At 62.5% G+C, this 22641-nt stretch carries 22 protein-coding genes and 1 pseudogene; 6 read left to right on the forward strand and 17 right to left on the reverse strand.

The features are described from left to right. Positions 1 to 4: 4 nt before the first annotated feature. From IT775_RS03150 to IT775_RS03190, 9 genes and pseudogenes are all read right to left on the reverse strand, one after another. Positions 5 to 1372, reverse strand: a complete 1368-nt coding sequence (locus IT775_RS03150) for a DUF6638 family protein (protein WP_212699627.1) — start codon at positions 1370 to 1372, stop codon at positions 5 to 7. Further along, positions 1369 to 1692, reverse strand: a complete 324-nt coding sequence (locus IT775_RS03155) for a hypothetical protein (protein ID WP_212699628.1) — start codon at positions 1690 to 1692, stop codon at positions 1369 to 1371. The genes IT775_RS03150 and IT775_RS03155 overlap by 4 nt, the downstream gene beginning before the upstream one ends. Positions 1693 to 1709: 17 nt before the next feature. After that, a pseudogene (locus IT775_RS03160) lies at positions 1710 to 1817 on the reverse strand (DUF6638 family protein); the annotation flags it as partial. Then, positions 1814 to 2626: a hypothetical protein gene (locus IT775_RS03165; protein WP_212699630.1), complete on the reverse strand. Its 813-nt coding sequence runs from the start codon at positions 2624 to 2626 to the stop codon at positions 1814 to 1816. The pseudogene IT775_RS03160 and the gene IT775_RS03165, both read right to left, overlap by 4 nt. Continuing rightward, the gene (locus IT775_RS03170; protein WP_212699631.1) at positions 2623 to 4560 is read right to left on the reverse strand and encodes an ATP-binding protein; all 1938 of its coding nucleotides are present in this window, start codon (positions 4558 to 4560) and stop codon (positions 2623 to 2625) included. The genes IT775_RS03165 and IT775_RS03170 overlap by 4 nt, the downstream gene beginning before the upstream one ends. Positions 4561 to 4657: 97 nt before the next feature. After that, entirely contained in the window at positions 4658 to 5788 is a 1131-nt protein-coding gene (locus IT775_RS03175) for a hypothetical protein (protein ID WP_212699829.1), read from the reverse strand. Positions 5789 to 5927: 139 nt separating this feature from the next. Beyond that, positions 5928 to 6419 carry a DUF4279 domain-containing protein gene (locus IT775_RS03180; RefSeq protein WP_212699632.1) on the reverse strand — a complete coding sequence of 164 codons (492 nt, stop codon included), beginning with the start codon at positions 6417 to 6419 and terminating at the stop codon, positions 5928 to 5930. A gap of 10 nt (positions 6420 to 6429) precedes the next feature. Then, entirely contained in the window at positions 6430 to 7506 is a 1077-nt protein-coding gene (locus IT775_RS03185) for a coiled-coil domain-containing protein (RefSeq protein ID WP_212699633.1), read from the reverse strand. A gap of 180 nt (positions 7507 to 7686) precedes the next feature. Beyond that, entirely contained in the window at positions 7687 to 8895 is a 1209-nt protein-coding gene (locus tag IT775_RS03190; protein ID WP_212699634.1) for an aminopeptidase P family protein, read from the reverse strand. Between the two features lie 163 nt (positions 8896 to 9058). Between IT775_RS03190 and IT775_RS03195 the strand changes: the two genes are divergently transcribed. Next, positions 9059 to 10060 (forward strand): P1 family peptidase, encoded by a 1002-nt coding sequence (locus IT775_RS03195; RefSeq protein WP_212699635.1) that lies wholly within the window; start codon positions 9059 to 9061, stop codon positions 10058 to 10060. A 92-nt stretch (positions 10061 to 10152) separates the two neighbouring features. On the opposite strand, the gene IT775_RS03200 is transcribed toward IT775_RS03195, so the two are convergent. Further along, on the reverse strand, positions 10153 to 10947 hold the full coding sequence (locus IT775_RS03200; protein ID WP_212699636.1) for an alpha/beta hydrolase: 795 nt from the start codon (positions 10945 to 10947) through the stop codon (positions 10153 to 10155). A gap of 80 nt (positions 10948 to 11027) precedes the next feature. On the opposite strand from IT775_RS03200, the gene IT775_RS03205 reads away from it, so the two are divergent. Further along, positions 11028 to 12509 (forward strand): NAD-dependent succinate-semialdehyde dehydrogenase, encoded by a 1482-nt coding sequence (locus IT775_RS03205; protein WP_212699637.1) that lies wholly within the window; start codon positions 11028 to 11030, stop codon positions 12507 to 12509. 71 nt (positions 12510 to 12580) lie between these two features. Here the strand turns inward: IT775_RS03205 and IT775_RS21540 are convergent, their stop codons facing one another. Next, positions 12581 to 13192 (reverse strand): Hint domain-containing protein, encoded by a 612-nt coding sequence (locus IT775_RS21540; RefSeq protein WP_212699638.1) that lies wholly within the window; start codon positions 13190 to 13192, stop codon positions 12581 to 12583. Between the two features lie 84 nt (positions 13193 to 13276). Here IT775_RS21540 and IT775_RS21545 point away from each other — a divergent pair, with 84 nt between their 5' ends. Then, a complete protein-coding gene (locus IT775_RS21545) occupies positions 13277 to 13705 on the forward strand; it encodes a hypothetical protein (RefSeq protein WP_212699639.1) in 429 nt (142 codons plus the stop codon). A 218-nt stretch (positions 13706 to 13923) separates the two neighbouring features. On the opposite strand, the gene IT775_RS03220 is transcribed toward IT775_RS21545, so the two are convergent. The 6 genes from IT775_RS03220 to IT775_RS03245 form a co-directional block, all read right to left on the reverse strand. Beyond that, positions 13924 to 15165: an aminotransferase-like domain-containing protein gene (locus tag IT775_RS03220; RefSeq protein ID WP_212699640.1), complete on the reverse strand. Its 1242-nt coding sequence runs from the start codon at positions 15163 to 15165 to the stop codon at positions 13924 to 13926. Between the two features lie 138 nt (positions 15166 to 15303). Then, on the reverse strand, positions 15304 to 15771 hold the full coding sequence (locus tag IT775_RS03225; protein WP_212699641.1) for an Hsp20 family protein: 468 nt from the start codon (positions 15769 to 15771) through the stop codon (positions 15304 to 15306). A 391-nt stretch (positions 15772 to 16162) separates the two neighbouring features. Beyond that, entirely contained in the window at positions 16163 to 16978 is an 816-nt protein-coding gene (locus IT775_RS03230) for a trypsin-like serine peptidase (protein ID WP_212699642.1), read from the reverse strand. Between the two features lie 61 nt (positions 16979 to 17039). Then, on the reverse strand, positions 17040 to 18341 hold the full coding sequence (gene glcF, locus IT775_RS03235) for a glycolate oxidase subunit GlcF (protein WP_212699643.1): 1302 nt from the start codon (positions 18339 to 18341) through the stop codon (positions 17040 to 17042). Positions 18342 to 18344: 3 nt separating this feature from the next. After that, entirely contained in the window at positions 18345 to 19472 is a 1128-nt protein-coding gene (locus tag IT775_RS03240; protein WP_212699644.1) for an FAD-binding protein, read from the reverse strand. A gap of 64 nt (positions 19473 to 19536) precedes the next feature. Then, positions 19537 to 20976 (reverse strand): FAD-linked oxidase C-terminal domain-containing protein, encoded by a 1440-nt coding sequence (locus IT775_RS03245; protein WP_212699645.1) that lies wholly within the window; start codon positions 20974 to 20976, stop codon positions 19537 to 19539. 117 nt (positions 20977 to 21093) lie between these two features. Here IT775_RS03245 and IT775_RS03250 point away from each other — a divergent pair, with 117 nt between their 5' ends. Genes IT775_RS03250 through IT775_RS03260 form a run of 3 tightly spaced genes read left to right on the forward strand, consistent with a single transcriptional unit; the run spans position 21094 to position 22625 of the window. Continuing rightward, positions 21094 to 21504, forward strand: coding sequence for a CopD family protein (locus IT775_RS03250; protein ID WP_212699646.1), 411 nt, complete (start codon positions 21094 to 21096; stop codon positions 21502 to 21504). A 3-nt stretch (positions 21505 to 21507) separates the two neighbouring features. Then, positions 21508 to 22227 carry a DUF599 domain-containing protein gene (locus IT775_RS03255; protein WP_212699647.1) on the forward strand — a complete coding sequence of 240 codons (720 nt, stop codon included), beginning with the start codon at positions 21508 to 21510 and terminating at the stop codon, positions 22225 to 22227. A gap of 35 nt (positions 22228 to 22262) precedes the next feature. Beyond that, positions 22263 to 22625 carry a hypothetical protein gene (locus IT775_RS03260; protein WP_212699648.1) on the forward strand — a complete coding sequence of 121 codons (363 nt, stop codon included), beginning with the start codon at positions 22263 to 22265 and terminating at the stop codon, positions 22623 to 22625. Positions 22626 to 22641 lie beyond the last annotated feature (16 nt).

Consider the following 22641-nt stretch of genomic DNA (forward strand, 5'->3'; position numbering starts at 1 on the left):
CCTCCTATCCGCCCCAGGGGCCTTTGACCCGGCCGCTGTCACGCCGAACCGCGCCCCAGGGACCGACTCGGTCAATCAGGTCATCCTTATCCGTTTCCCGCATCGGCGCGTCATGTCCGAACAGCGCCGTGCGCGCGCCCGCCTTGTCCGCCTGATACTCCCGGTCGAGGAAATCCGCCACATAGGATTTCTTCGCTTCGCTCCAGCCCCGATAGGCGCGGTAGAACGCTTCCTTGTGGCAGATGAACAATTGCCGCACGTCCTTGGGCGCCAGTTCCGCCAGCAGCATGTTGACCAGATCGCGGTCGGCATGATCGGCGGCGCGCAGGGTGTAGAAATAGGCCGGGTGATCGGATGTGATCCGCGGCCACGGGCCTTCCTCCTCGGCCCAACGCAGCAGTGCCTGCAGCCCGTGGAATTCCTGCGGCAGGGTGTCGGCATGGGCGCGGGCCAGCGCCCGGATATCGCGGCGGGTGGCGCCGGTCAGGTCGATGCCGGTATCCTGCGCCGCGTCCACGATGATGAAATCCAGCTTCTGCCGCAGGATCGCTCCGGCATCGATGCCGCGCGCCTTGACGATCGGTTCGACCAGATCGTTGTAATCGAGGAACTTGGCGATCTGGTTGCGATCGGCGAAATCGAACGTGTACTTGATCGGCAGCTTGCCCAGATCGGCCTTGTCGCCCGCGCAAATCGCCGCCGGATGATCCACCCCGCGAAAGATGTAGAGCCCGCCGAAATGGGCGGTCCAGTAATTGTCCTGGGCGAACTCCATCAGTTTCAGCCGCACCGGATTGCGGGTCACGTCTCCGGTTTTCTTGGCCAGCCCGATCATCTCGGCGATCAGAACGTCGTCGAACCAGGCGTCGTCCTCGGCCATGAACCGGTCGATCCTCTCGCCCAGCGCCTCGGCGTCCTTGACGGTCCCGGCGGTGGTGTCGGCCTCGATCCTGATCGTGCGGATGTCGAACAGCGCCTTCGGGTCGCTGACCGAATAGACGGAATTCAACAGCTCCCCCGCCACCGCGTCGCGCGCGGTCAGCGCGAAAAGCTGCGCCTCGTTTTCCTCGATGAACCGGCGCAGGATCGACCGGGACATGGAGAACTTGACGTTCAACAGCGGCGCGGTCTTCTGCGCCGTGGTCAGCAGGATGAACTGCCGATTGACGCCGTTGGGGTTGAGATAGAGCGGATCGGAAAGCTCGTCGCCCACTTCCGGGGAATAGCCGGAAATGTCGATGTGAAAATCGGAAAGCTCCGTTCGCCTGCCGGTCAGGTGTTCGAGCGCGCGATTATAGCGCTCCACCAAGGCGGGGCTGCTGACATGGATCAGGTTGCCGAACATCAGGCCCTTTTCAATAAGGCGTTTCATCGCTTTCCCATTCCCCAGCCATAACGGCGCATGGCGTATTGGACCGCTGCCAGAACCGGCAGCCAAACAAGTCCGGTATAGGTCGCCCCCATACCCGCCCAGAACAATGCTTCTCCCAACCACAAACCACCGTACAACACCGTGATCCAGATCCACAGCGCGATGACGCTGATGATGAACGCCTTCCACGGTGCGCGCGGAAACCGCTGGACCAGTACGATTGACACGATCACGGCGCTGACCACGCCGACGGAAGTGTACACCAAGTGAACGGTGAACAGCGACACGTAGATGTCGATCAGGGTCAGTGGCCCGTCCATGCGCACCTCCTGCCCGGCTTGCCGGTCAGATGGGCGAGCGCGCGGTTATAGCGCTCCACCAGCGCGGGGCTGCTGACATGGATCAGGTTGCCCAACATCAGGCCACGGTCGATGAGGCGTTTCATATTGTCGCCTTTAGTTGCTTCAACAAAACCTTTTCGTTCCACAAGTGTGAACGCGCTTCATAAACAACTGTTTCCAGTCGATCGAAATCCATATTGTAAAGCCTTTGAACCTGACCGGCACTTAATTCAAACTGCATTTCAGTGACATCGTTTAAAAGCGCACTGATTTCTTCTACCTGCTTAATAAAATAGTCGACGTCGCCCTCCTGTTTCGACGCTATTGTCTCTAGATCGTCTTGATCCGTTCTCAAAACGGCCGCCATGACGTTTTGAATATCTGTGGATAGTTCCAACTCAGAATCGTTCAAATTGACCAGTTCACCAACTTCTGCAATTTCAGTTGATCCAAGCTTTGCCGCGCCAAACCCCAGCGATCTTGCAACGATTTTTAATCGATTCAGTTTGTATTCGAGAAGTTCGCCAGCTCTAATTTGTTCTCGTTGTTTCAACTCATCTTCAAATACATGAGTTTGTGCAGACATTGCTTTGGCCATTTCCTGCGTTGCTAAACTTTGCTCATGCATCTCTATCCGAGTCAGGTTTAATTCTTCCCTTTGCGCAGCCAGTTCCTTGCTCTGCAACCAAACGGTCACGATGATCCAAACAAAGGCCAGCGCCCCTGAAAATCCCGCCAAGGCATCCCCAACCTCATTGGGCTTTGAAGAAAGAAGAACCACGAACCTCGTATGACAGTCGTCACCGACGCAACCCAATGGCTTCGTAAATCCCAGCCAGACCGCCAGTCCCACGATAACTGCGGTGACAATCCAGCCGACACGAACGGGATGGTTGGAAAGCGAACGTATCATCCCTTCCCCTCCAGATACCGCTTCTTCGCCTCTTCCTGCCGTCCGAATTCCCGCACCATCGCGTCGATGGCGGCCTCGTCCGACTTGTCGGCATAGCGGAATTCGCTGTCGGCGTAGCGGTTGATTTCCTGCAGCACCATGTCGGTGGTGATCGGCACCCGCAAAGCCGCGATCATGTCCTTTTTCCGCTCGTAACTCTGGAACAGGAAGATCTCGGGATTTTCCATCCATTCGTCGGGCAGTTCGAAATCCATCGCGCGAACCTTCACCGCGTCGGTGATGTTCTTGATCGCCCGGCCGGTGAAGCGCTCGTCGGCCTCCTGAATGGCCTTCAGGTAGGTGCCCATCTTGGTGATCGTGTCCAGTTCCCCGATCCGGTCATGCACCCGGTCGAACACGTTCAGAAGTCCCGTTTCCTGCGGCCGTGAATGCGCTTCGAAGGACCGCGCGACGGCCCTCTGGATTTCCTGCGCCGCGTACAGGTCGTGATCGCCCAGCGGGATGTCGTGGTTCTTGCCCATCAGCAGGTGCAGGATGTCGATGTAATCCTCGCGCGTCTGCGGCCCATCGACCAGGAACCGCGCCCCGGCCCTTTGCCGCAGCGCGTCGTCCACATTCTCGGGGTAGTTGGAAAACATCCCGAAGGTGCAGTTGCCGCGCACCACCGTGTTGGCCCCGGCGAAGCTTTCCATCAGAACGGCGGTGATTTCCAACTGCCCGGCGCTCGACTGCCGGTCGCCGCGCTTGCCCGCCAATTGGTCGATATCGTCGATGGTGCCGAAGCCGATCACGTTCGGGTCGATGATGTTGTCGATGAAGGCCTTGGCGTTCTGCCCCGACTTGCCCTGGTAGCTGTCGATATTCTCTGTGCTCAGGTTCTGGTAGCGGAACGGGTAGTCGGCGACCGCGCAATAATCGTGGATCAGCCCCGCCATCATCTGGATCAGCGTGGTCTTGCCGGTCCCCGGCTTGCCGTCGCCCATGAAGGTGAAGATGAAGCCGCCCAGTTCGGCAAAGGGGTTCAGGCGGCGGTCGAAATCATAGGCCATCAGCATCTTGGACAGCCGCATCGCCTGATACTTGGCGATGTGGTTGCCCACCACCTGATGCGGTTTCTTGAACTGCATGGTCAGGGTCGTGCCCCGCGCCTTGCGCGCAGGGGTGAAGCCCTGGATGGTGAAATCGTCCGCCTCGACTTTCCAGCTTGCCCGCCCGAAGGCCTCCAGCCGCCCCACCGTCTGGGCGCGCAGGGCGACCTTTTCCATCAACTGTTCGGCAAAGGCGGTGACGGTGGCGACCAGCGTCGCGTCGTCCTTGGAGAAGCTTGCCAGTTCCTGGTCCAGTTCCCAGATCGCCCCATGCAGCGCCAGTTGCGCGTTGTCGGTCAGGATCTCCTCGACCTGACCGACCTCTACCGTCACCTCGCTCATATGCGGCGCCAGCAGGAAGGCGGCGGCATTGGCGAAGACATGCAGGCAAACCAGCGATTCAGCCGCCAGCAGGCCGGAAAACTCCTGCTTGCGGTCGGCGGGCAAGGCGCCTTCCAGATTGGCCCGTTTCAGCGCATCAAGACCGGTCTGCGCCGCATAGGCCGCCCCCATCGCCAGCGATATCGCCAGCGCCCGGCGCAGCGCGGTCATCACATGCGCCTGCAACGGCGAAATCAGCGCGTCATCGCCATCCGCCCGCTCGATCCGCTCGATCAGCTTGACCCCTTCGGGCCGCGCGGTCGACCGCGTCACCATGCCGGGCGTGGTCGAGCGGAAGCGCCGATGCCCGCTGATGCCGGGGGACCGTCCCTGCGCCACCGGGGCGTCCTTCCCCTTGGCGATGCGCGGGGTGTGATCGATCCCCTCCAGCATCGCCAGGGCTGCAGGATAATGGACGCGGATGTCGTCCTCGCGCAATTCCATCTGGTCGCTTGTCAGGCTCATTCAATCACCTTCGTCTTGGCTCAAATACCCCCGCCGGAGGCGCGGAAAACTTCAAATCTTCCGGCAACATCTTCGCAATGGCTTGCCGGTTTCGGGATCATCGGTAGCTCAAAACCCGCCCCGCATTGCTCACCACGAACTTACGCACGTTGGCGAACCCGGCCGGGTTCTTTTCCGCCAGCACCTGATAGGGCCTTTCGGGCAGGATGACGCTGCGCTCGGTGCGCGTGGCCCCGGTATCCGCGCCGCGCCCGCCGAACGGGTCGAGCGCGAAAACCTCGCGTTCGACGGTGGAAAACCAACCCGATTTTTCCTCCTCCACCCGCTCGCTTTCCAGCTCCTCCACAGTCCAGGCCAGCGCCCAATCCTGCCCCTCGGGGCTTTCCGCCTCGGCCAGAACCTCGCGCAGGGGTCCCGACTGCCGGGTAAAGGCGTGCGAATACATCGGCCCCAGATGCAGCCGACGGAACCGTTTCGGGTGCAGGTCGTCGAAGCGTTCGTCGAAACCCTTGGCGATTGTCACCAGCTTCAGCCCACCCAAAGCCTGCCCCATCAGGTGCGCCTGCACCTCGGGCCAGCGCTTTTCGTCCCGGGGCAGCCCGTGGCGGCCGGTGTCTTCCAGCTCCATCAGGTAAACGACCGGCAGGTTGACCGCGCTGTCGTAAACGGCCCAGTGCAGTAGGTAACGGCGCCGCTCATCCCCGCCCAGCCAGACCGCGCGCGGATCGTTGCGGGCCCAGAACAGGCGCCCCTTGACCAGTTCCTCGTAATAAAGCCGCTGCGACAGCGCGAATTGCAGCCGGGTCGGGATTTCCCGCTCGCCCACGATCTGGCCCACCATCTGCCGCTTCAGCGCCTCGACCGAGGGCATGTTTTCCAGATGGCTTTCGGCCTGCATCGCGTCATTGGCCATCACCAGAAGCTCGTTGAACACCGGGAAACCGCTGTCGACCGTGTCGATGGAAAGCGACCCGAAGAACTGCCCGGTATCGCGCCCGGCCAGCAAGTATTTCATGCTGAGCACGCGGAAGGTGAAACCGATCTCAGCCATGTAGCGGGTGAGGATCTTGACCTCCTCCGCGCCCAGATCGCCCTCAGCCTGCATCTGCGCCGCGATGCTGCCCAGATGCGAGGTGATGACCTCGAATTTGCGGAAATAGCGGCGGCTGGCGAAGGTGTCGGTCACCGTTACATGATCTTGGGTGAGGTTTACCTCTTTAGGCTTCATGTGCGAGGCATCGAGCCGCGGGAGTGATTTGTCATCCGTCATCGTATTCCCATCCTTGCGGGTGAGAAGGTCAGGCAAACATGGTCACTGGTGGGATTGGAGTTGCAAATCGCACTCATTTCACGTCCTTTAGACCAAGTTAGATGCTTTGCGCCGTTTCAATTAGCGACCGGAGGTTCTCAATCTCGTCATGCGGATCAGTCATCCCGTAAGCATCGAGTTCAACGCTCAATCCCAGAGCCGCCAAGCGCCGCATCAAATCTGCCGACATTTCAAAACCGCAACTCTGGAGACTGTATGCGACGCAAACAATGGCGCATTCGTGTTGCTCGTTGATGATCGCCAGTTGCTGTGCTCTTGGTTCAAGCATTTCGAGCAGCGCATTGAAGTGAGCCTCGAAAGGCTCGGTCTCCAAGCATCCGCTCTCAAGCGCCCAATTCGAAAACTTCCGTTCAAAGGTTTTGCCTCTGCTCTCGAAGCTGTCGCCCTTGTCCCAATACCGGATCGGCTCCAATTCGAGAACATCGCCTACATGTCCAAGCGGCAGGCTGCTCATCACCCTGAAATAGGCGTATTGCCGATACTCGGAGGCCGAAAGGAATGCTTGGCGACTGTCGATCTTTTCCGACACCATAGCCACCTTACGCCCCATACAGGTTCTTGTCGTGCTTCTCGACAATCGCCTGGAACCGGCGGGCGAAACGTTCGTCGGCCTTGGCCTTGGCTTCCAGCACCTCGCGGGCGAAGACCATGTGTTCCTCGTGCTTTTCCATCATGTCGGCCATGCGCTGGTTCGTCGCCGTGCCGATCGCGGCCATGGCGGCCTGGGCTTCCTTGTCGGTCTGCACGCCGATTTCGTTGATCCGGTGCGCCACGTCCTGCTGCTGCGCCGTCTTCAGCGATTTCGACAGCGCGTCATACAGCACCACACGCTGCTTGGTGTCCGTCTGCAGCTTGTTGATCAGCACCATCTGGGTGGCCGCCTGGTTCTGCAGTGAATCGACCCATGTCTTGCCCTTCTCGATATAGCGTTCCAGCGTCTGGGACTTGGCCAGCTTCACCTGCTCGGACTGCACCAGATCGTTATAGGCCTTGTTCATATTGGCCAGATCGGTTTCCAGGCTGGTGCGCTCCGCCGCGTCCTGGGTGACCGAAATCTTGTTTTCCAGCTCGATGATCTTCGGGTCCATCGCCACGATCTGCGAGCGGATGTCTTCCAGTTCGCCGACCGTGTATTCGCGTTCCACCAACGTTTCCGACAGGTTGGTTTCAACCTGCGATTTCTGGTCGTTCAGCGTCGTCAGCTGGCTTTCCAGCAGCTTGGTGATCACGTCTGATTTCGCGATCAGATCCTGCAGCTTGTCGTCGATATTGGCGGTGCGCATCCGGTCCTGCCGCATCGCTTCGGACTTCGCCTTGGAAAACACGCCGACGAAGCTTTCCCAGCCCGTCTTGGTCCTCATTTCGTCGAAATCCTTGGAAAAGGCGGCGGTGACGTCGTCCAGCCCCATGATCAGTTCGGCGATATTGGCGTTCATCACCTCGGTATGGGCGTGCACGTCTTCCAGCGTGGCGTTTTCGATGTCTATCATCGCGTCTTCGCCCGCCGTGATCTTGCCGCGCGCGGTTTCGATACGCGTGGTCAGCTCCGCGACCTTTGCCTGCGCCTCGGCCATCTGTTTCTGGGATTCCATCACCTGGGCATCGAAATTTGCCATCACCTTCTCCCGTTGGGTCAATAACTTAACGCCTATATGGGGAATGTTACGACGATTTACATCCCCCGGCGCGTGCAATTTTCACGAAGTGTGGCAAATGCCTTGGAAGATGGGAAGGTTTTTCAGGGACGATCGCGGCGGAATCGGGTCCGCCTTCCGCCGCGACCGGGTCAGGATGCCCTAGCCGACCACGTTGAAATCGGGTCCGTAGGGATAACCGGTGATGTTTTCGTTGCCATCCTCTGTGATCACCAGGATGTCGTGTTCGCGGTAGCCGCCCGCGCCCGGCTGATCGGCGGCGATGGTCAGCATCGGTTCCATCGAAATCACCATGCCGGGTTCCAGCACCGTGTCGATGTCCTCGCGCAGTTCCAGCCCCGCCTCGCGGCCATAGTAATGCGACAGAACGCCGAAGCTGTGGCCATAACCGAAGGTCCGGTATTGCAGCAGGTCGCGTGCGGCGAAGAAATCATTGATCTTCTCGGTCACCTCGGCACAGCTGGCTCCGGGTATCAGCAGGCTCATCCCGAATTCATGCGCGGCGACGTTGGCCTGCCAGATCTTCAGGCTGGCCTCGTCCACCTCGCCCACGAACATCGTGCGCTCGAGGGCGGTGTAATAACCACTGATCATCGGGAAGGTGTTGAGGCTGAGGATATCGCCCCTTTGCAAAACGCGGCTGGTCACCGGGTTATGCGCGCCGTCGGTGTTGAGCCCCGACTGGAACCAGACCCAGGTGTCGCGGTATTCGGCATCGGGGAAGCTGCGGGCGATTTCCGCTTCCATCGCGTCACGCCCGGCCATCGCCACGTCGATTTCGCGCACGCCTTCCTTCACAGCGTCGCGGATCGCGTAACCACCGACATCTGCCACCCGCGCGCCTTCACGGATCAGCGAGATTTCGGCCGGGCTCTTGTGCATGCGCTGGCGCATGGTCGCCTCGAACACATCCGCCGTGCGCGACGGCTTCAGGAAGGCGTCCAGCTTGCCCTTCTGCAGCAGCGTCAAGTGATCGGCCTCATACCCGACGACCTTGCCGGTTCCGGTCACGGACCGGATCGCGCGCCAGTAATTGTCGCGCTGCCAGTCGGTATAGGTGATGTTGTCGCCGTGGCAGCGCCGCCAGGGTTGCCCGGCATCGATGCCGGCGCTGATCGTCACGTTGTCGGTCGCGGTCACCACCAGCGCATAGGGCCGGCCGAAGGCGCAATAAAGGAAGCCGCTGTAATAGGCGATATTGTGCATCGAGCTCAACACGACCGCGTCAACCCCATTGTCGGCCATGGTGCTGCGCAGACCGGCAAGGCGCGCCTCGTATTCGTCGGACGAAAACTGCAGCTTGGCCTTTTCGCCATTGTGGAAACGGTACATTTCTGGACGGGATGTCATTTCGACCCTCCTTGGAAAAGAAAGGTCCCGGCGTTCAGGACGGGTTCCGGGCGCATGGCGTACGGCCATGTGGCGACGCCATCGCCTCGCCCTGAGCCTTTCCTTGCCCATCCCGCACGATCTGGCAAGATGTTTTGCGACCAATCAGAGGAATTTTCAGACCATGACCGTTCAACCCCGCCCCGGTGCCCGCAATCTGATCACCGATGTCGCGGGGTTCCGCGTCGGCAACGCGCAGGACGATAGGATCAAGACCGGCGCGACGGTGCTGGTGGCGGACGCGCCCTTCACCGCCGGGGTCCATGTGATGGGCGGCGCCCCGGGGACGCGGGAAACCGACCTGCTTGCCGCCGACAAGACGGTGGAACAGGTCAATGCGCTGGTGCTGTCGGGCGGATCGGCCTTCGGGCTGGATGCGGCGTCGGGCGTGGCAGACGCTTTGCGAGCACAGGGGTGCGGGTTTGCGGTTGGCGATCAGCTGGTGCCGATCGTGCCGGGCGCGATCCTGTTCGACCTGATCAATGGCGGCGACAAGGACTGGCCGGAAAATCCGTATAAGCGCCTGGGGACCGAGGCGCTGTCGAACGCATCGCCCCAGTTCGATCTGGGCAGCGTTGGCGCGGGTGCGGGCGCGACCACCGCTAATTTCAAGGGCGGGTTGGGATCGGCCTCGGTTACGCTGCCCTCGGGGCATACGGTGGGGGCGCTGGTGGCGGTCAACGCGCTCGGCTCGGCGGTGGTCGGCGAGGGGCCGCATTTCTGGGCCGCACCGTTCGAACAGGGTGACGAATTCGGCGGGCGTGGCGTGGCCACCGACTATCCCGAACCGCACCTGCCGCCGACCAAACTGGCCGCCCATGCCAACACCACCATCGGCATCGTCGCCACCGATGCTACGCTCAGCCAGGCGCAATGCACCCGGCTCGCCACAGCGGCGCATGACGGATTTGCTAGGGCGCTTTTCCCGTCCCATACGCCGATGGATGGCGACCTAATCTTCGCCGCCGCCTCGGGCGCGAAATCCTTGGGGCATCCAATCGCAGATACGCTCTATCTCGGCCATGCCGCCGCCACCTGCATGGCCCGCGCCATCGCAAGGGCGGTGTTCCATGCAAGCCCCGCAACGGGCGACATGCAACCTTGCTGGTCGGACAAACACGGCTAGCGAGCCGGGCCAGCGCCAGTCCGCGGGGTGGCGCTGGCCCGACGGCATTGTTCCGGACCGGGGCACCACAAAGGAGTCCCGTTTCCGGCGTCTTACTCCGGCAGCAGTCGCGCGATTATCCGGCTGTCGGTGTCGGCCAGCCCGTCGATCACGTCGAAATGGTGCCGCCCCGGATCGACCACGCAATCGCAGCGCCAGGCCTCGGCCAAGGCGGTCGCCTGTTCCAGGAACGCGGGCCGTTCCTCGGCGCCGACCCAGACCACGACGTCCATCCCCGGCATCGGCAGCATCAGGGTCGGGCTTTCCATCGCTGCATCGGACATTTCCATCTTGAAATCGGCATTCATCGAGGTCTTCACCATCGGCCTGAGATCAGCCACCGGCGAAATCGGCATGATCCGCGCCACCCGCACCGCCACCTGCGCCGGCAGCATCCCGGGCGTCGCCATCCGCGCCACCAGATGCCCGCCCGCCGAATGGCCGGCCAGCAGGATCGGCCCCGAAACCATCGCCGCCGCCTGCGGGATCATATGGGCGATCTGGCGGCTGATATCGGCAATGCTCACATCCGGGCACAGGTCATAGGACGGCATCGCCACCGCCCAGCCCTTTTCCAGCGCCCCGGCGGCCAGATGCGACCAGTAAGATTTGTCGAATTTCAGCCAGTAACCGCCATGCACGAAGACAAGAAGTCCCTTGGCCTTGCCCGCGGGCTGAAACAGATCGAACACCTGTCGCGGGCTGTCGCCATAGGAAATGGCAAGCTCGGCCAGCCCCTGTTCCAGCATCCCTTCGCGGAACCCCGCCGCAGCCTCGGCCCAACGGCCCGGATAAGCCTCTGCACCCTCAATATGCGCCGCATTGGCGTAGGCGTCGTCCAATTCCATGTTTTGCCTCTCACTTTCTCTGGACAACCCTAGCGCCAGATGTTTTCCCTGTGCCAGTTAAAAAACCGGAGGGGAAGCCGATGCTGGATCAAAAAACCGATCTTAAATCTCTGTTGAAGGATCCGTCACTTTTGGCGGACAAGGCGTTCATCGCCGGGGAATGGGTCGCTTCCGAAACCGGCGCCACCTACGAGGTCACCAACCCCGCACGCGGCGACGTCATCGCCAACGTCGCGGACCCGACCCGCGCGCAGGTTTCCTATGCCATCGAAAAGGCTGCGGAAGCACAGAAGGACTGGGCCAGCTGGACCGGCAAGGAACGCGCCGCCGTGCTGCGCCGCTGGTTCGACCTGATGATGGAAAACCAGGACGACCTCGCCACCATCCTGACCGCCGAACAGGGCAAGCCGCTGGCCGAGGCCAAGGGGGAAATCGCCTATGGCGCCTCCTTCGTGGAATTCTTCGCCGAGGAAGCCAAGCGGATCTATGGCGAAACCATCCCCGGCCACCAGCGTGACAAGCGGATCACGGTGATGAAACAGCCGATCGGCGTCGCCGCATCGATCACGCCGTGGAATTTTCCCAACGCGATGATCACCCGCAAGGTTGGCCCGGCGCTGGCCGCTGGTTGCGGCTTCGTGGCGCGGCCGTCGGAGCTGACACCGCTGTCGGCGCTGGCTTTGGGCGTTCTGGCCGAACGCGCGGGCCTGCCCAAGGGCATCCTGTCGATCGTGCCGACCACCGACGCGCCCGGAACCGGTCAGGAATTCTGCGAAAATCCGACCGTGCGCAAGATCACCTTCACCGGGTCGACCAACGTGGGCCGCATCCTGCTGCGCCAGGCCGCCGACCAGGTGATGAAATGTTCGATGGAACTGGGCGGCAACGCGCCCTTCATCGTGTTCGACGACGCCGATCTGGACGCCGCCGTCGAAGGCGCGATCATGTGCAAGTTCCGCAATAACGGCCAGACCTGCGTCTGCGCCAACCGGATCTATGTGCAGGACGGCGTCTATGACGCCTTCGCCGAGAAGCTGAAAGCGGCGGTCGAGAAGCTGAAGATGGGCGACGGGCTGGAAGCGGGCACAGACCTGGGGCCGCTGATCAACGACAACGCGATCAAGAAGGTGCAGGAACATGTCGCCGACGCCACCGCCAAGGGCGCCAAGGTTATCCTGGGCGGCGGCGACCCGATGCAGGGGCCGGGCAATTTCCTGCCCCCCACCATCGTGACCGGCGCGACCAACGACATGCTGTTCGCCACCGATGAAACCTTCGGCCCGCTGGCGCCGCTGTTCCGCTTCAAGGACGAGGACGAGGTGATCGCGATGGCCAACGACACCATCTTCGGCCTCGCCTCGTATTTCTATGCCAAGGACCTGAGCCGCGTCTACAAGGTGGCCGAGGCACTGGAATACGGCATCGTCGGCGTAAACACCGGCATCATCTCGACCGAGGTGGCGCCGTTCGGCGGCGTCAAACAATCGGGTCTGGGCCGCGAAGGCAGCCATCACGGCATCGAGGAATATCTCGAAATGAAATATGTCTGCATTTCGGTGTGACCGACAACACAGGCAGGACATGAAAAGGGCGGGACCAACACCCCGCCCTTTTTCCTTGGCCAAGTGTCAGGTCAGGCGGCCTGCTGCAACCGGCGCCTTTGCGGCGCCTCTATCCGCGCCATCGCCTTGACCTCGCGACCGCTCAGCACCGGCGCGGCGCGCGGACCGTAAAGGCTTTCGACCGCCGCATCGCCGTCCAGCGCAGGCTTCAGTCGCGGCGCGCAGCGCAGGATGTCGGCGCGGTTTTCAACGCCCACCGCCGCCATCGGAATCGGACCGGGCCACATGCTTTCGACCACCGCGCCCTCGGCCAGCAACAGCGCGTGCCGGGGCAACAGAAGGTGGTGATAGGAAACCGATTTCACCCCTTGCGCCACGCGAAACGCCCCATCGCCACGCCGGGCCAGATGGATGGCGCGCGCCAGTCTTGTACCCTCGACCGTATGCAGAGCCACCGCATGTTGCGGCGACAAGCGCAATTCGCGCCGGTTGCCGAGGCTGCCAAACCGGAACACCACAGGGCGCAGCTGCGGCCGCGCCTGCAGTTCGGCTTCGTCAAGAACGCGACCACCGGCCCACAGGATCGGCAGGACCGATCCATCGGCACATATCACCCTGTCCCCCGCCCCGAGCCTTTCGACCGGCATCGCGCCGCCGGGCGTTTCGATCAGCGTTCCCTTCACGAAGCAGGGTGGCGGGTTGTGTTCGTCGCAAGACCCCGAGTGATCGCTGTGTTCATGATGACCTGATTCATCATCTTCGCGATCGTGCTTGTCGTGGTGATGACCGCCATCCTTGTGCCCGTGCTTGCCGCCGTGGTGGCCATGATCTTTGTGATCGTGCTTGTCATCGTGGTGGCCGCCACCCTCATGCCCATGCTTGCCGCCGTGGTGACCATGACCTTCGTGATCATGCTTGTCACCGTGGCGGTCGTCATCCTTCTCGTCATCGTCGTCACCGTGGCGGTCATCATCGTGGTCATGTTCCTCATCGTCGTGACGGTGGTCGTGATGGTACTCTTCATCGTCGTGACCGCCGCCTTCGTGATGGCCATCTTCGTGATCGTGCTCATCATCATGCCCGCCTTTTTCACGGTGGCCGCCACCCTTTTTCCCATCACTCATTCATACCCCCCCTACCCGGCAACAGTTGCACACAACTTTGTCCCACCACATAAAGACATTGCCGCGGGATGACCCCGCCGTCACAGGCAGGACAGACCATTTCAACAGTACGAACGGCTGAGTTGGCCGCTGTCTTATCGGATTGCAGTAAATAATCGGGGACGCGCGACAGATGTCTTACGGCATGATCGGTTGTGGTATTTCCCATACGCGGACCGCGCGAATTCCTGCCGTCACGGCACCGGCGCAACCGCTGACAAGAACGGCGAACAATCAGGTGTCAGCTGCAATCAGGATTGTTGCGCCCCGGCCCGCGCAACCGCCATCGATGCCCGCAGCACCTGCCCAAGCCGGGTGATGCCCTCCTCGATCTCATCCGGGCCGGGGCTGGAGAAATTCAGCCGCAGTGTATTTCGCCCCGACCCGTCGGCATGAAACGCCGCGCCGGGCACGAAGGCGACCCGTTCGCTGCGCAGCGCCTCGGCCAGCAGGGCGGCCCCGTCCAACCCCTCGGGCAAGGTCATCCAGACGAACATGCCGCCCTCGGGGCGGGTCCACTCGACACCCGCCGGCATGTGCCGCTCCAGCGCCGCCAGCATCCGGTCCCGCTTGACCCGGTAATGGGCGCGCAGGGTTTCGACGTGATCCTCGAACCCATCAGCGACCACGTCGGCCACAACGATCTGATTCAGGGTCGGGGTGTGCAAATCGCCGGCTTGTTTCAACAGCACCATCCGGTTGATCAGCGTTTTCGCCGCGCAGACCCAACCGATGCGCAGCCCCGGCGACAGCGTCTTGGAAAACGACCCGCAATATACGGTGCGGCAGGCGTCGATATCGCCGCGCCGTTGCAGTTCCAGCGCCAGGATCGGCGCCACCGGTTCGCCATCATAGCGCAGCGATTGATACGCGGCGTCCTCAATCACCGCGCAATCCAGGTCATCGGCCAGCCGCAGGACGCTTTCCCGCTCCTCGCGCGTCAGGGTCACACCGGTCGGATTGGCGAAATCCGGCGACAGGTAGGCGAATTTCACCCGCCCACCCCGCGTTTCGGCCTGGGCCCTGAAATCCGAGGGCGCACGGTTGCTTTTCGGGTCCAGCCGATCGTAGACCGGTTCATAAGCGTTGAACGCGCCAAGCGCGCCCAGATAGGTCGGCCAGCCGACCAGTGCGGTATCGCCGGGCGACAGGAACAGCTTGCCGAGGTAATCCAGCGCCTGCTGCGACCCGGAGGTGATCAGGATGTTGTCCTCGCCGCATTCCACACCCAGCCCGCGCATGTGATCCGCGATCCAGCGGCGCAGCGGCGGGTATCCTTCGGAGGTCGAATATTGCAGCGAAACGCCCGCCTGCACGTCGCCGAGAGCCCGCACCATCGCATCGCGGAACGCCGCCGCCGGGAACAGGGCCGGATCGGGGATACCGCCGGCAAAGGAAATGACATCGGGCTGATCCAGCAGCTTCAGAAGCTCCCGGATTTCTGACGCCTTCATGCGCCCCATGCGCGTGGCGAAAAGCTGATCAAGCGACATTCGATTTCCTTTTTCGACCGAGGATGAGCCGCTTCGGATTTTAAGTCAATCTACCTGACATAAATCGTGATCGGCATCCCGGACATGAAAAAGGGGCGAACCAAGGTCCGCCCCGTACTCATCACGCTACAACCCGGTTCAGTTGACGGTCTTGGCGTCGACCACGTCCTTTTCAGCGGCCTTGCCGCTGGCGATCTCGATGCGGCGCGGTTTCAACGCCTCGGGCATTTCGCGAACCAGATCGATATGCAGCATGCCGTCGGCATGGGTGGCCCCGGTCACCCGCACATGATCGGCCAGCGTGAAGCGGCGCTCGAATGCGCGGGTTGCGATCCCACGATGCAGGTAGACGCGTTCCTTCTCGTCATCCGCCTTGCGGGCGGCAACGACGAGCGCGTTTTCCTTGACCTCGACCGACAGGTCGGCATCGGTGAAACCGGCCACCGCGATCGAAATGCGGTAGGCGTTTTCATCGGTCTTTTCGATATTGTAGGGCGGATAGCTGGGCTGCGGCGCCTCGTTGGCGAAAACGCGGTCCATCATGTCGGCGATCTGGTCGAAACCGACGCTGGCGCGATAAAGCGGTGCAAAATCAAAACTACGCATAAACGGTGATCCTCCATCTGAGCGATACCTGTGGATGGCCTTCCGACTGGACAGGCCGTGATGAAACCGGGGCCCGTAGGGCACCCCGGTCATCCAGATGTGGGAAGCGCCAAAAGCGGTTTCAACCCCCACCGGGGCGGATGAAACGCGCCCCGGCACCGTAGCACCCGGCACCTGCCTTCAACCGCTTGATCCGCCGGTCCGGGGCCGCAACCGGATCGGCCGCAATCAGGGACTGCCGGTGCAAAACCCCCTGCTATCCGGATCCAGCCGCCCGACCGCCCCCACCCCAACAGGTCTTAACGATCCGTCAGCCGCCACAGCCAGTCCGCGGCGGCGGGCAGCGCCAGCGCCAGAACGGCAAGGATTGCCATGACGGTACCGGTGGGTTTCATTGCTTCAGGAATTTCGCGCCGGATGTCTCGCGCGCATCGCCCACCCGGACGCGCCGGGCCTGCGATATGGTCGGTTTCAGGATGCCGACACCGTTTGCAAGCTGGCTGCGCAGCAAATCGATGCTGCCGTCGATCTGGCTGCCCAGGGCGACCCGCTCACCTTCGGCCTGCGCCTTGGCGGAAATCACCGACACGATCCGCTTTTGCCCGCCCGCGAAGCTGAAAACTGGCGATCCCGAGGACCCGAAATCGATATCGCAGGACATCACCAACACGCCCTGCTGCCGCCCCTTCACCCTGCAGACGTCCTGCATCGAGGGCGCCTCGGCCCGGTTTTGGGCATAGGACACCACGCCGACCTGATCGCCCGGCCGCGCCACCCGAGCCACCTTGAAAGGCGTCACCGTACCGTTGCGAATGGGCTGCTCCAGTTCCAGCAGCGCCAGATCGTTGCGCACCCGTTCGGCCGACACCGGCCCGTCGTAACGGTAGGAAGGATGCACCACCGCGCGCCGGACCCAGCGATAGGCCTCGGCCCGGCCATTGCGCATCCCGGCCTGGAATTCGATCCGGCTTTGGTCGATGCGGTTGCCGCTTTCGGGGTCGAACAGGCAATGCGCCGCGGTCAGCACCAAGTCGGGCGCGATCAGCGCCCCGGTGCAGAATCCGGCTCCGGCAAGGTCCAGTCGCCCGACCGCTTCCCATCCCTTGCTGTCTTCGCCGGTAGACAGACGGCGCAGCATCGTGTCCTGCGCCTGCGCGATACCGGCGGCAAACAGAAACGATACCAAGACTACAATTCGGTGCAGCATGCGGCGGGGTCCTTTGTGACGTCCCATCTGCCTAGCCCCGAGTTTTGGCGAAATTAGGGCGTCAGCGCAATATCGGCGCACCGCCCAGTGCCGGCGGCTGCGGCCCGCCCGTCGCCCAGTCCAGAAGCTCCACCGTATGCACCACCGGCACGCCGGTGCCCGACCCGATCTGCATCATGCAGCCGATATTGCCGGCCGCGATCACGTCAGGATCCTTGGCCTCCAGCGTGCGCACCTTGCGATCCTTCAACTGCTTGGAAATCTCCGGCTGCATCAGGTTGTAGGTCCCCGCCGAGCCGCAGCACAGATGGCTGTCGGCCGGTTCGACCACGGTGAACCCGGCCTTTTTCAGCAGGTCCTTGGGGTGGGTCTTGATCTTCTGCCCGTGCTGCAGCGAACAGGCGGCGTGGTAGGCCACGGTCATGCCCTTGTCGGCCCCTTCCGGCAGGTCCAGTTGCATCAGCACCTCGGACACATCCATCGCGATGTCCGACACCCGCGCGGCATCTGCGGCCAGCGAATCGTTGCGGAACATGTGGCCGTAATCCTTCACCGTGGTACCGCAGCCGCTGGTGTTGATGACGATGGCATCTAAACCGTCGCCATCCATTTCCGCCACCCAGGCGCGGATGTTCTTGGCCGCCGTCGCGTGGCTTTCATCGGTCTTGCCCATGTGATGGGTCAGCGCGCCACAGCAGCCCTGCCCCTTGGGGATCACCACGTCGCAGCCCAGCCGCTTCAGCAGCCGGATCGTGGCGTCATTGATATCGGTGTTGAGCGCACGCTGCGCGCAACCGGTCATCAAGGCCACCCGCTTGCGCCGCGGCTGTTCCGCCTGAAACGTCTGCGGATCGTCGTTGCGGCTGACCGGCGGGATGTGTTTCGGCGCCATTTCCAGCATCGCCTTCAACCGCGCATCGGGCATCAGGAAGGCAAAGGACCGCCCGATCTTCGCCCCCAAGAGCGCCAGCCGGAACCGGCCGGGATAGGGCAGGATCCGCGCCAGGATCCAGCGCAGGGCACGGTCGGAGAAGGGGCGCTTGTAATTCTTCTCGATATAGTCGCGCGCATGATCGACCAGGTGCATGTAGTGCACGCCCGAGGGACAGGTCGTCATGCAGGCCAGGCAGGACAGGCAGCGGTCGACATGCTTGACCGTCTTGGCGTCCGGCACGCGTTCGTTTTCCAGCATGTCCTTGATCTGGTAGATCCGGCCACGCGGGCTGTCCAATTCGTCGCCCAGAACCTGGTAGGTCGGGCAGGTCGCGGTGCAGAACCCGCAATGGACGCAGGCGCGCAGGATCTCGTTGGCCCGCTCGATGCCGGGATCCTTGAGCTGTTCTTCGGTGAAATTCGTCTGCATCGCTTACCCCATGAGCCCCGGATTGAGGATACCGCGCGGATCGAACTTGGCCCGCACGCCCTGAGACAGGGCCGCCACCGGTCCCGGTTCCGGCTGGAACACCGGGACGGTCCGCCGCGTTTCATCGCTGGCGCGGACCAGAGTCGCATGACCACCCACACCGGCCATCGCGGGCCGGATATCACGACCCGCCTCGACCAGCGCCCAGATCAATCCGCCGCCCCAATCGTAAAGCAGCCCCCTGGCCTGCAGCGCCGCGCCCACCGCGGGCGCGTCCGACGGTTTCACCGAAATGCGCCAGACATCGCCGGGCTGGTCCGCGAAGGCTTCGACGTCGCGCACCCATTTCCATCCCGCGGCGATCCGCTCCGCCTGCGTTTCCACCTCGATTTCGCCGAATTCCGCCAGCAGCGCCTTCATCCGTTCCGCGCGATAGGCCACCGACTTCTCGAAGCCCTCGATGCGGATCATGGTCACCGGCGCGCCGTCGATCCCCTTCGGCGTGTGCGCAGCCCCGGTCACGTCGAAAGGCGATCCCAACGCGGCCGACATCGCCGCGACGGCGCGCCCATCGTCCAGCCCCTCGATCAGGATCACGGCGCCGGTTTCGGGTTTTGGCAGCACCTTGAAGCTGACCTCGCTCATCACGCCCAGCGTGCCATGGGACCCTGCCATCAGCTTGACCAGATCGTAACCAGTCACGTTCTTCATCACCCGGCCGCCGTTCTTCAACACCCGGCCCATGCCGTCGACGAACCGCACGCCCAGCATGAAATCGCGGCACGCCCCGGCCTGGATCCGCCGCGGCCCCGACACGTTGGCCGCCGCCATGCCGCCCACCGTCGGTTCGCCGGTGCTGCCCAGCAGCCCCCGGTGGTCCATCGGTTCGAACGGCAGGCGCTGGCCCTCGGCCTCCAGCACCTTCTCGACCTCCGCCAGAGGCGTGCCCGCCTTGACCACGATGGTCAGCGCGCCGGGCTCATACAGGTCGATCCCGCTCAACCCGCCGGTTTGCAGCAGCGCACCCTCGACCGGCACCCCGATCGGCCGGGTGCCGCCACCCTGTACCTGCAATGGCCCCGATGCGCCTGCGATGATCTCGGCCAGATCGGCCTCTGTCTGTGGTTTCATGATCTTCTTCTTTTGAAAAATATCCTGGGGGGAATGCGCGCCGCGCGCAGGGTGGCAAAGCCCCCTATTCCGCCGCCATCCGCCGCGTTTCGCTTGCCGCCAATGGGAACACCTTGGCAGGGTTCAGCAACCAATCGGGATCGAACACGTCCTTCACCGCCATCTGGATGTCCAGATCGTCGGGATCGAACTGATCGACCATCAGGTCACGCTTCTCGATCCCCACCCCGTGTTCGCCGGTCAGGCAGCCGCCCACCTCGACACAGAGCTTCAGGATATCGGCGCCGAAGCGTTCGCACAGTTCCAGATCGCCGGGCTTGTTGGCATCGAACAGGATCAGCGGATGCATGTTGCCGTCGCCCGCGTGGAACACGTTGCCCACGCCCAACCCGTAATGCTGGCTCATCTCGCCGATCCGGCGCAGCACGTAAGGTAGCTGGTTCACCGGGATCGTGCCATCGAGGCACATGTAATCGTTGATCTGCCCCATCGCGCCGAAGGCCGATTTGCGCCCCAACCAGATCCGGGCGCTTTCATCGGCATTGGTGCTTTCGCGCAACTCGACCGGGTTGTGCGACCGGGCGATGGTCAGGATCTTGTCCAGCTGTTCGGCGATTTCCGCCTCGCTGCCCTCGACCTCGACGATCAGCAGCGCCTCGCAATCGGGATAACCGGCACCGGCGAAAGCCTCGGTCGCGCGGATGACCGGGCGGTCCATGAACTCGATCGCCACCGGCAACACGCCGGCCTTGATGATATCGCTGACGCATTGGCCGGCGACCTCGTTTGAATCGAAGCCCATCAGAACGGGCCGCGCCCCTTCGGGCTTGTGCAGGATGCGCAGGGTCGCCTCGGTCACCACGCCCAGCTGGCCTTCGGATCCGCAGACAACGCCCAACAGGTCCAGCCCGCCGGCATCCAGATGCGCCCCGCCCAGTTCCACCACGGTCCCGTCCATCAGCACCATGGTCACGCCCATCAGGTTGTTGGTGGTCACGCCGTATTTCAGGCAATGCGCGCCGCCCGAATTCATGCCGACATTGCCCGCGATGGCGCAGGCCAGCTGCGACGACGGGTCGGGAGCATAGAAGAAATCGTTTTCCTCCACCGCGCCGGTGACGCTGAGGTTGGTGCGCCCGGTCTGGACCCGGATGAAGCGGTTTTCGTAATCCGTCTCCAGCACCTCGTTCATCCGCGCCACGCCGAGGATCACGCTGTCGGCGGTAGGCAGCGACCCGCCCGCAAGCGAAGTGCCCGCGCCGCGCGGCACCACCGGCACGCCCATGTCGTGGCAGATCTTCATCACTGCCGCCACCTCTTCGGTATTCGAAGGCAGCACCGCCACCAGCGGCGGGCAGCGATAAGCGGTCAGCGCATCGCATTCGTAGGCGCGGGTTTCGGCCTCTTCATGGATCACCGCATCCTTGGGCAGAACCTGTTGCAGTCGTTTTACCAGTACCGGTTTCTTGGCCAAAATATTGGCGTCGGGCCTTGGCATATCCATGACGCACCTCCTAGAATTGGTAAATTAATATAACCAATATTGCGGCGACCGCAATTCTTTTCGGCCCGCTCGACTGCCGCTCTTGCCTAAATGGGGCGTCGCGGGCAGTAAAGCACCATGCAGTGGGTAAAAATCATACATATTTTATGCGTCATGGGCTGGATGACCAGCATATTCGCCGTGCCGCGGGCGCTGATCTACTGGAAGCGGGAATATGACCGGCTGGGGGATTTCGGGCCCTTGGGGGATCTCACGATTCGCCTGTACCGCTTTTCCGCCGGGCTGGGCGTGATCGCCTTGGCGACGGGGATCTGGCTTGGCTGGTCGCTGGGTTTTCCCGACTGGGTCTGGCTCAAGCTTGCGCTGGTCGCGGCGCTTGCGGCGCATTACGCCTGGACCGGAAAACTGGTCATGGCCGCCCGCAAGGGCGTGTTCCGCGAAAGCGACCTGTTCCTGCGCATTTTCAACGAAGTCAGCGTTTTCGGCGCCATCGCGATTCTCTGGGTCGTGGTGGTGAAACCGTTCTGAGCCATGCTGATCGGCGACCGCCTGGCCCTGTTCGCCGCCCCGGATTTCGCCGCACTGGCGTTCTTGTTCCTGACTTGGGGCGTGATCGGCTGGCTGATCCAGCATCCGGGCCGCAAAAGACCTTCGGTATCGGTCCTGATGGCGGAATACCGGCGCGAATGGATGCGCCAGATGGTGACCCGCCAACCGCGCATTTTCGATGCCCAGACCCTATCGACATTGCGCCAGGGCACGTCCTTTTTCGCCTCTGCCGCCCTGATCGCCATCGGCGGGGCGCTGGCCGCGATCGGCAATGCCGAACAGTTGGCCGGCGTAGCCCAAGACCTGACGCTCAGCGCCGATCCGACATTCGTCTGGGAGGTCAAGCTGCTGATCACGCTGCTGTTCCTTGCCAAGGGATTCCTGAATTTCGTCTGGTCGCACCGGCTTTTCGGCTATTGTGCGGTTTTGATGGGGTCGGTCCCCAACGAAATCGACGATCCGCTCGCCCTGCCGCGCGCGATGAAGGCAGCCGAGATCAACATCACCGCCGCACGCAGCTACAATCAGGGACTGCGCTCGATCTATTTCGCGCTGGCCAGCGCCGCCTGGCTGGTGGGGGCCATCCCGCTGATCGTCGCCACGGCGGTGACTTGCGCGGTGTTGTGGCGGCGGGAATTCGCGTCGCATTCGCGGTCGGTTCTGGTGGGCGATGACGACCACATGGGACACACGCAGTCGTGACCCCAACTGGCCGGCTGGACTGCTAAGATGATGCGATGAAACGGCTGATCGTTCCCCTGTTCTGCCTCACCCTGTCCACCGGCCATGCCCAGGCAGGTTCGCCGCGCATAATCGCGGTCGAAACGACCCGGTCTGCAATGGGGTGGCGCATCGACGTGACCATGACGCATCCCGATACCGGCTGGGATCACTATGCCGACGGCTGGGAGGTTGTGGATTCGACGGGCCACCGGCTCGGGGTGCGCGAATTGATGCACCCGCATGTGAACGAACAACCCTTCACACGGTCGCTCCGCAGTGTGGTGGTGCCCGACGGAATCCGCGAGGTTTTCATCCGCGCCCGTTGTTCGGAGGATGGATGGTCCGGGGAAACGTTCCGGCTTCGGCTGAAACCATAATCACCGGCCAGCCCCG

It is taken from the genome of Thalassovita aquimarina (genome assembly GCF_018219815.1).
Taxonomy (GTDB): domain Bacteria; phylum Pseudomonadota; class Alphaproteobacteria; order Rhodobacterales; family Rhodobacteraceae; genus Thalassobius; species Thalassobius aquimarinus.

Bases quoted from the DNA above. Each gene is read 5' to 3' on its own strand.
- IT775_RS03150 (WP_212699627.1), bottom strand. From the start codon at position 1,372: ATGAAACGCCTTATTGAAAAGGGCCTGATGTTCGGCAACCTGATCCAT.
- IT775_RS03155 (WP_212699628.1), bottom strand. From the start codon at position 1,692: ATGGACGGGCCACTGACCCTGATCGACATCTACGTGTCGCTGTTCACC.
- IT775_RS03165 (WP_212699630.1), bottom strand. From the start codon at position 2,626: ATGATACGTTCGCTTTCCAACCATCCCGTTCGTGTCGGCTGGATTGTC.
- IT775_RS03170 (WP_212699631.1), bottom strand. From the start codon at position 4,560: ATGAGCCTGACAAGCGACCAGATGGAATTGCGCGAGGACGACATCCGC.
- IT775_RS03175 (WP_212699829.1), bottom strand. From the start codon at position 5,788: ATGAAGCCTAAAGAGGTAAACCTCACCCAAGATCATGTAACGGTGACC.
- IT775_RS03185 (WP_212699633.1), bottom strand. From the start codon at position 7,506: ATGGCAAATTTCGATGCCCAGGTGATGGAATCCCAGAAACAGATGGCC.
- IT775_RS03190 (WP_212699634.1), bottom strand. From the start codon at position 8,895: ATGACATCCCGTCCAGAAATGTACCGTTTCCACAATGGCGAAAAGGCC.
- IT775_RS03195 (WP_212699635.1), top strand. From the start codon at position 9,059: ATGACCGTTCAACCCCGCCCCGGTGCCCGCAATCTGATCACCGATGTC.
- IT775_RS03200 (WP_212699636.1), bottom strand. From the start codon at position 10,947: ATGGAATTGGACGACGCCTACGCCAATGCGGCGCATATTGAGGGTGCA.
- IT775_RS03205 (WP_212699637.1), top strand. From the start codon at position 11,028: ATGCTGGATCAAAAAACCGATCTTAAATCTCTGTTGAAGGATCCGTCA.
- IT775_RS03220 (WP_212699640.1), bottom strand. From the start codon at position 15,165: ATGTCGCTTGATCAGCTTTTCGCCACGCGCATGGGGCGCATGAAGGCG.
- IT775_RS03225 (WP_212699641.1), bottom strand. From the start codon at position 15,771: ATGCGTAGTTTTGATTTTGCACCGCTTTATCGCGCCAGCGTCGGTTTC.
- IT775_RS03230 (WP_212699642.1), bottom strand. From the start codon at position 16,978: ATGCTGCACCGAATTGTAGTCTTGGTATCGTTTCTGTTTGCCGCCGGT.
- glcF (WP_212699643.1), bottom strand. From the start codon at position 18,341: ATGCAGACGAATTTCACCGAAGAACAGCTCAAGGATCCCGGCATCGAG.
- IT775_RS03240 (WP_212699644.1), bottom strand. From the start codon at position 19,472: ATGAAACCACAGACAGAGGCCGATCTGGCCGAGATCATCGCAGGCGCA.
- IT775_RS03245 (WP_212699645.1), bottom strand. From the start codon at position 20,976: ATGGATATGCCAAGGCCCGACGCCAATATTTTGGCCAAGAAACCGGTA.
- IT775_RS03250 (WP_212699646.1), top strand. From the start codon at position 21,094: ATGCAGTGGGTAAAAATCATACATATTTTATGCGTCATGGGCTGGATG.
- IT775_RS03255 (WP_212699647.1), top strand. From the start codon at position 21,508: ATGCTGATCGGCGACCGCCTGGCCCTGTTCGCCGCCCCGGATTTCGCC.
- IT775_RS03260 (WP_212699648.1), top strand. From the start codon at position 22,263: ATGAAACGGCTGATCGTTCCCCTGTTCTGCCTCACCCTGTCCACCGGC.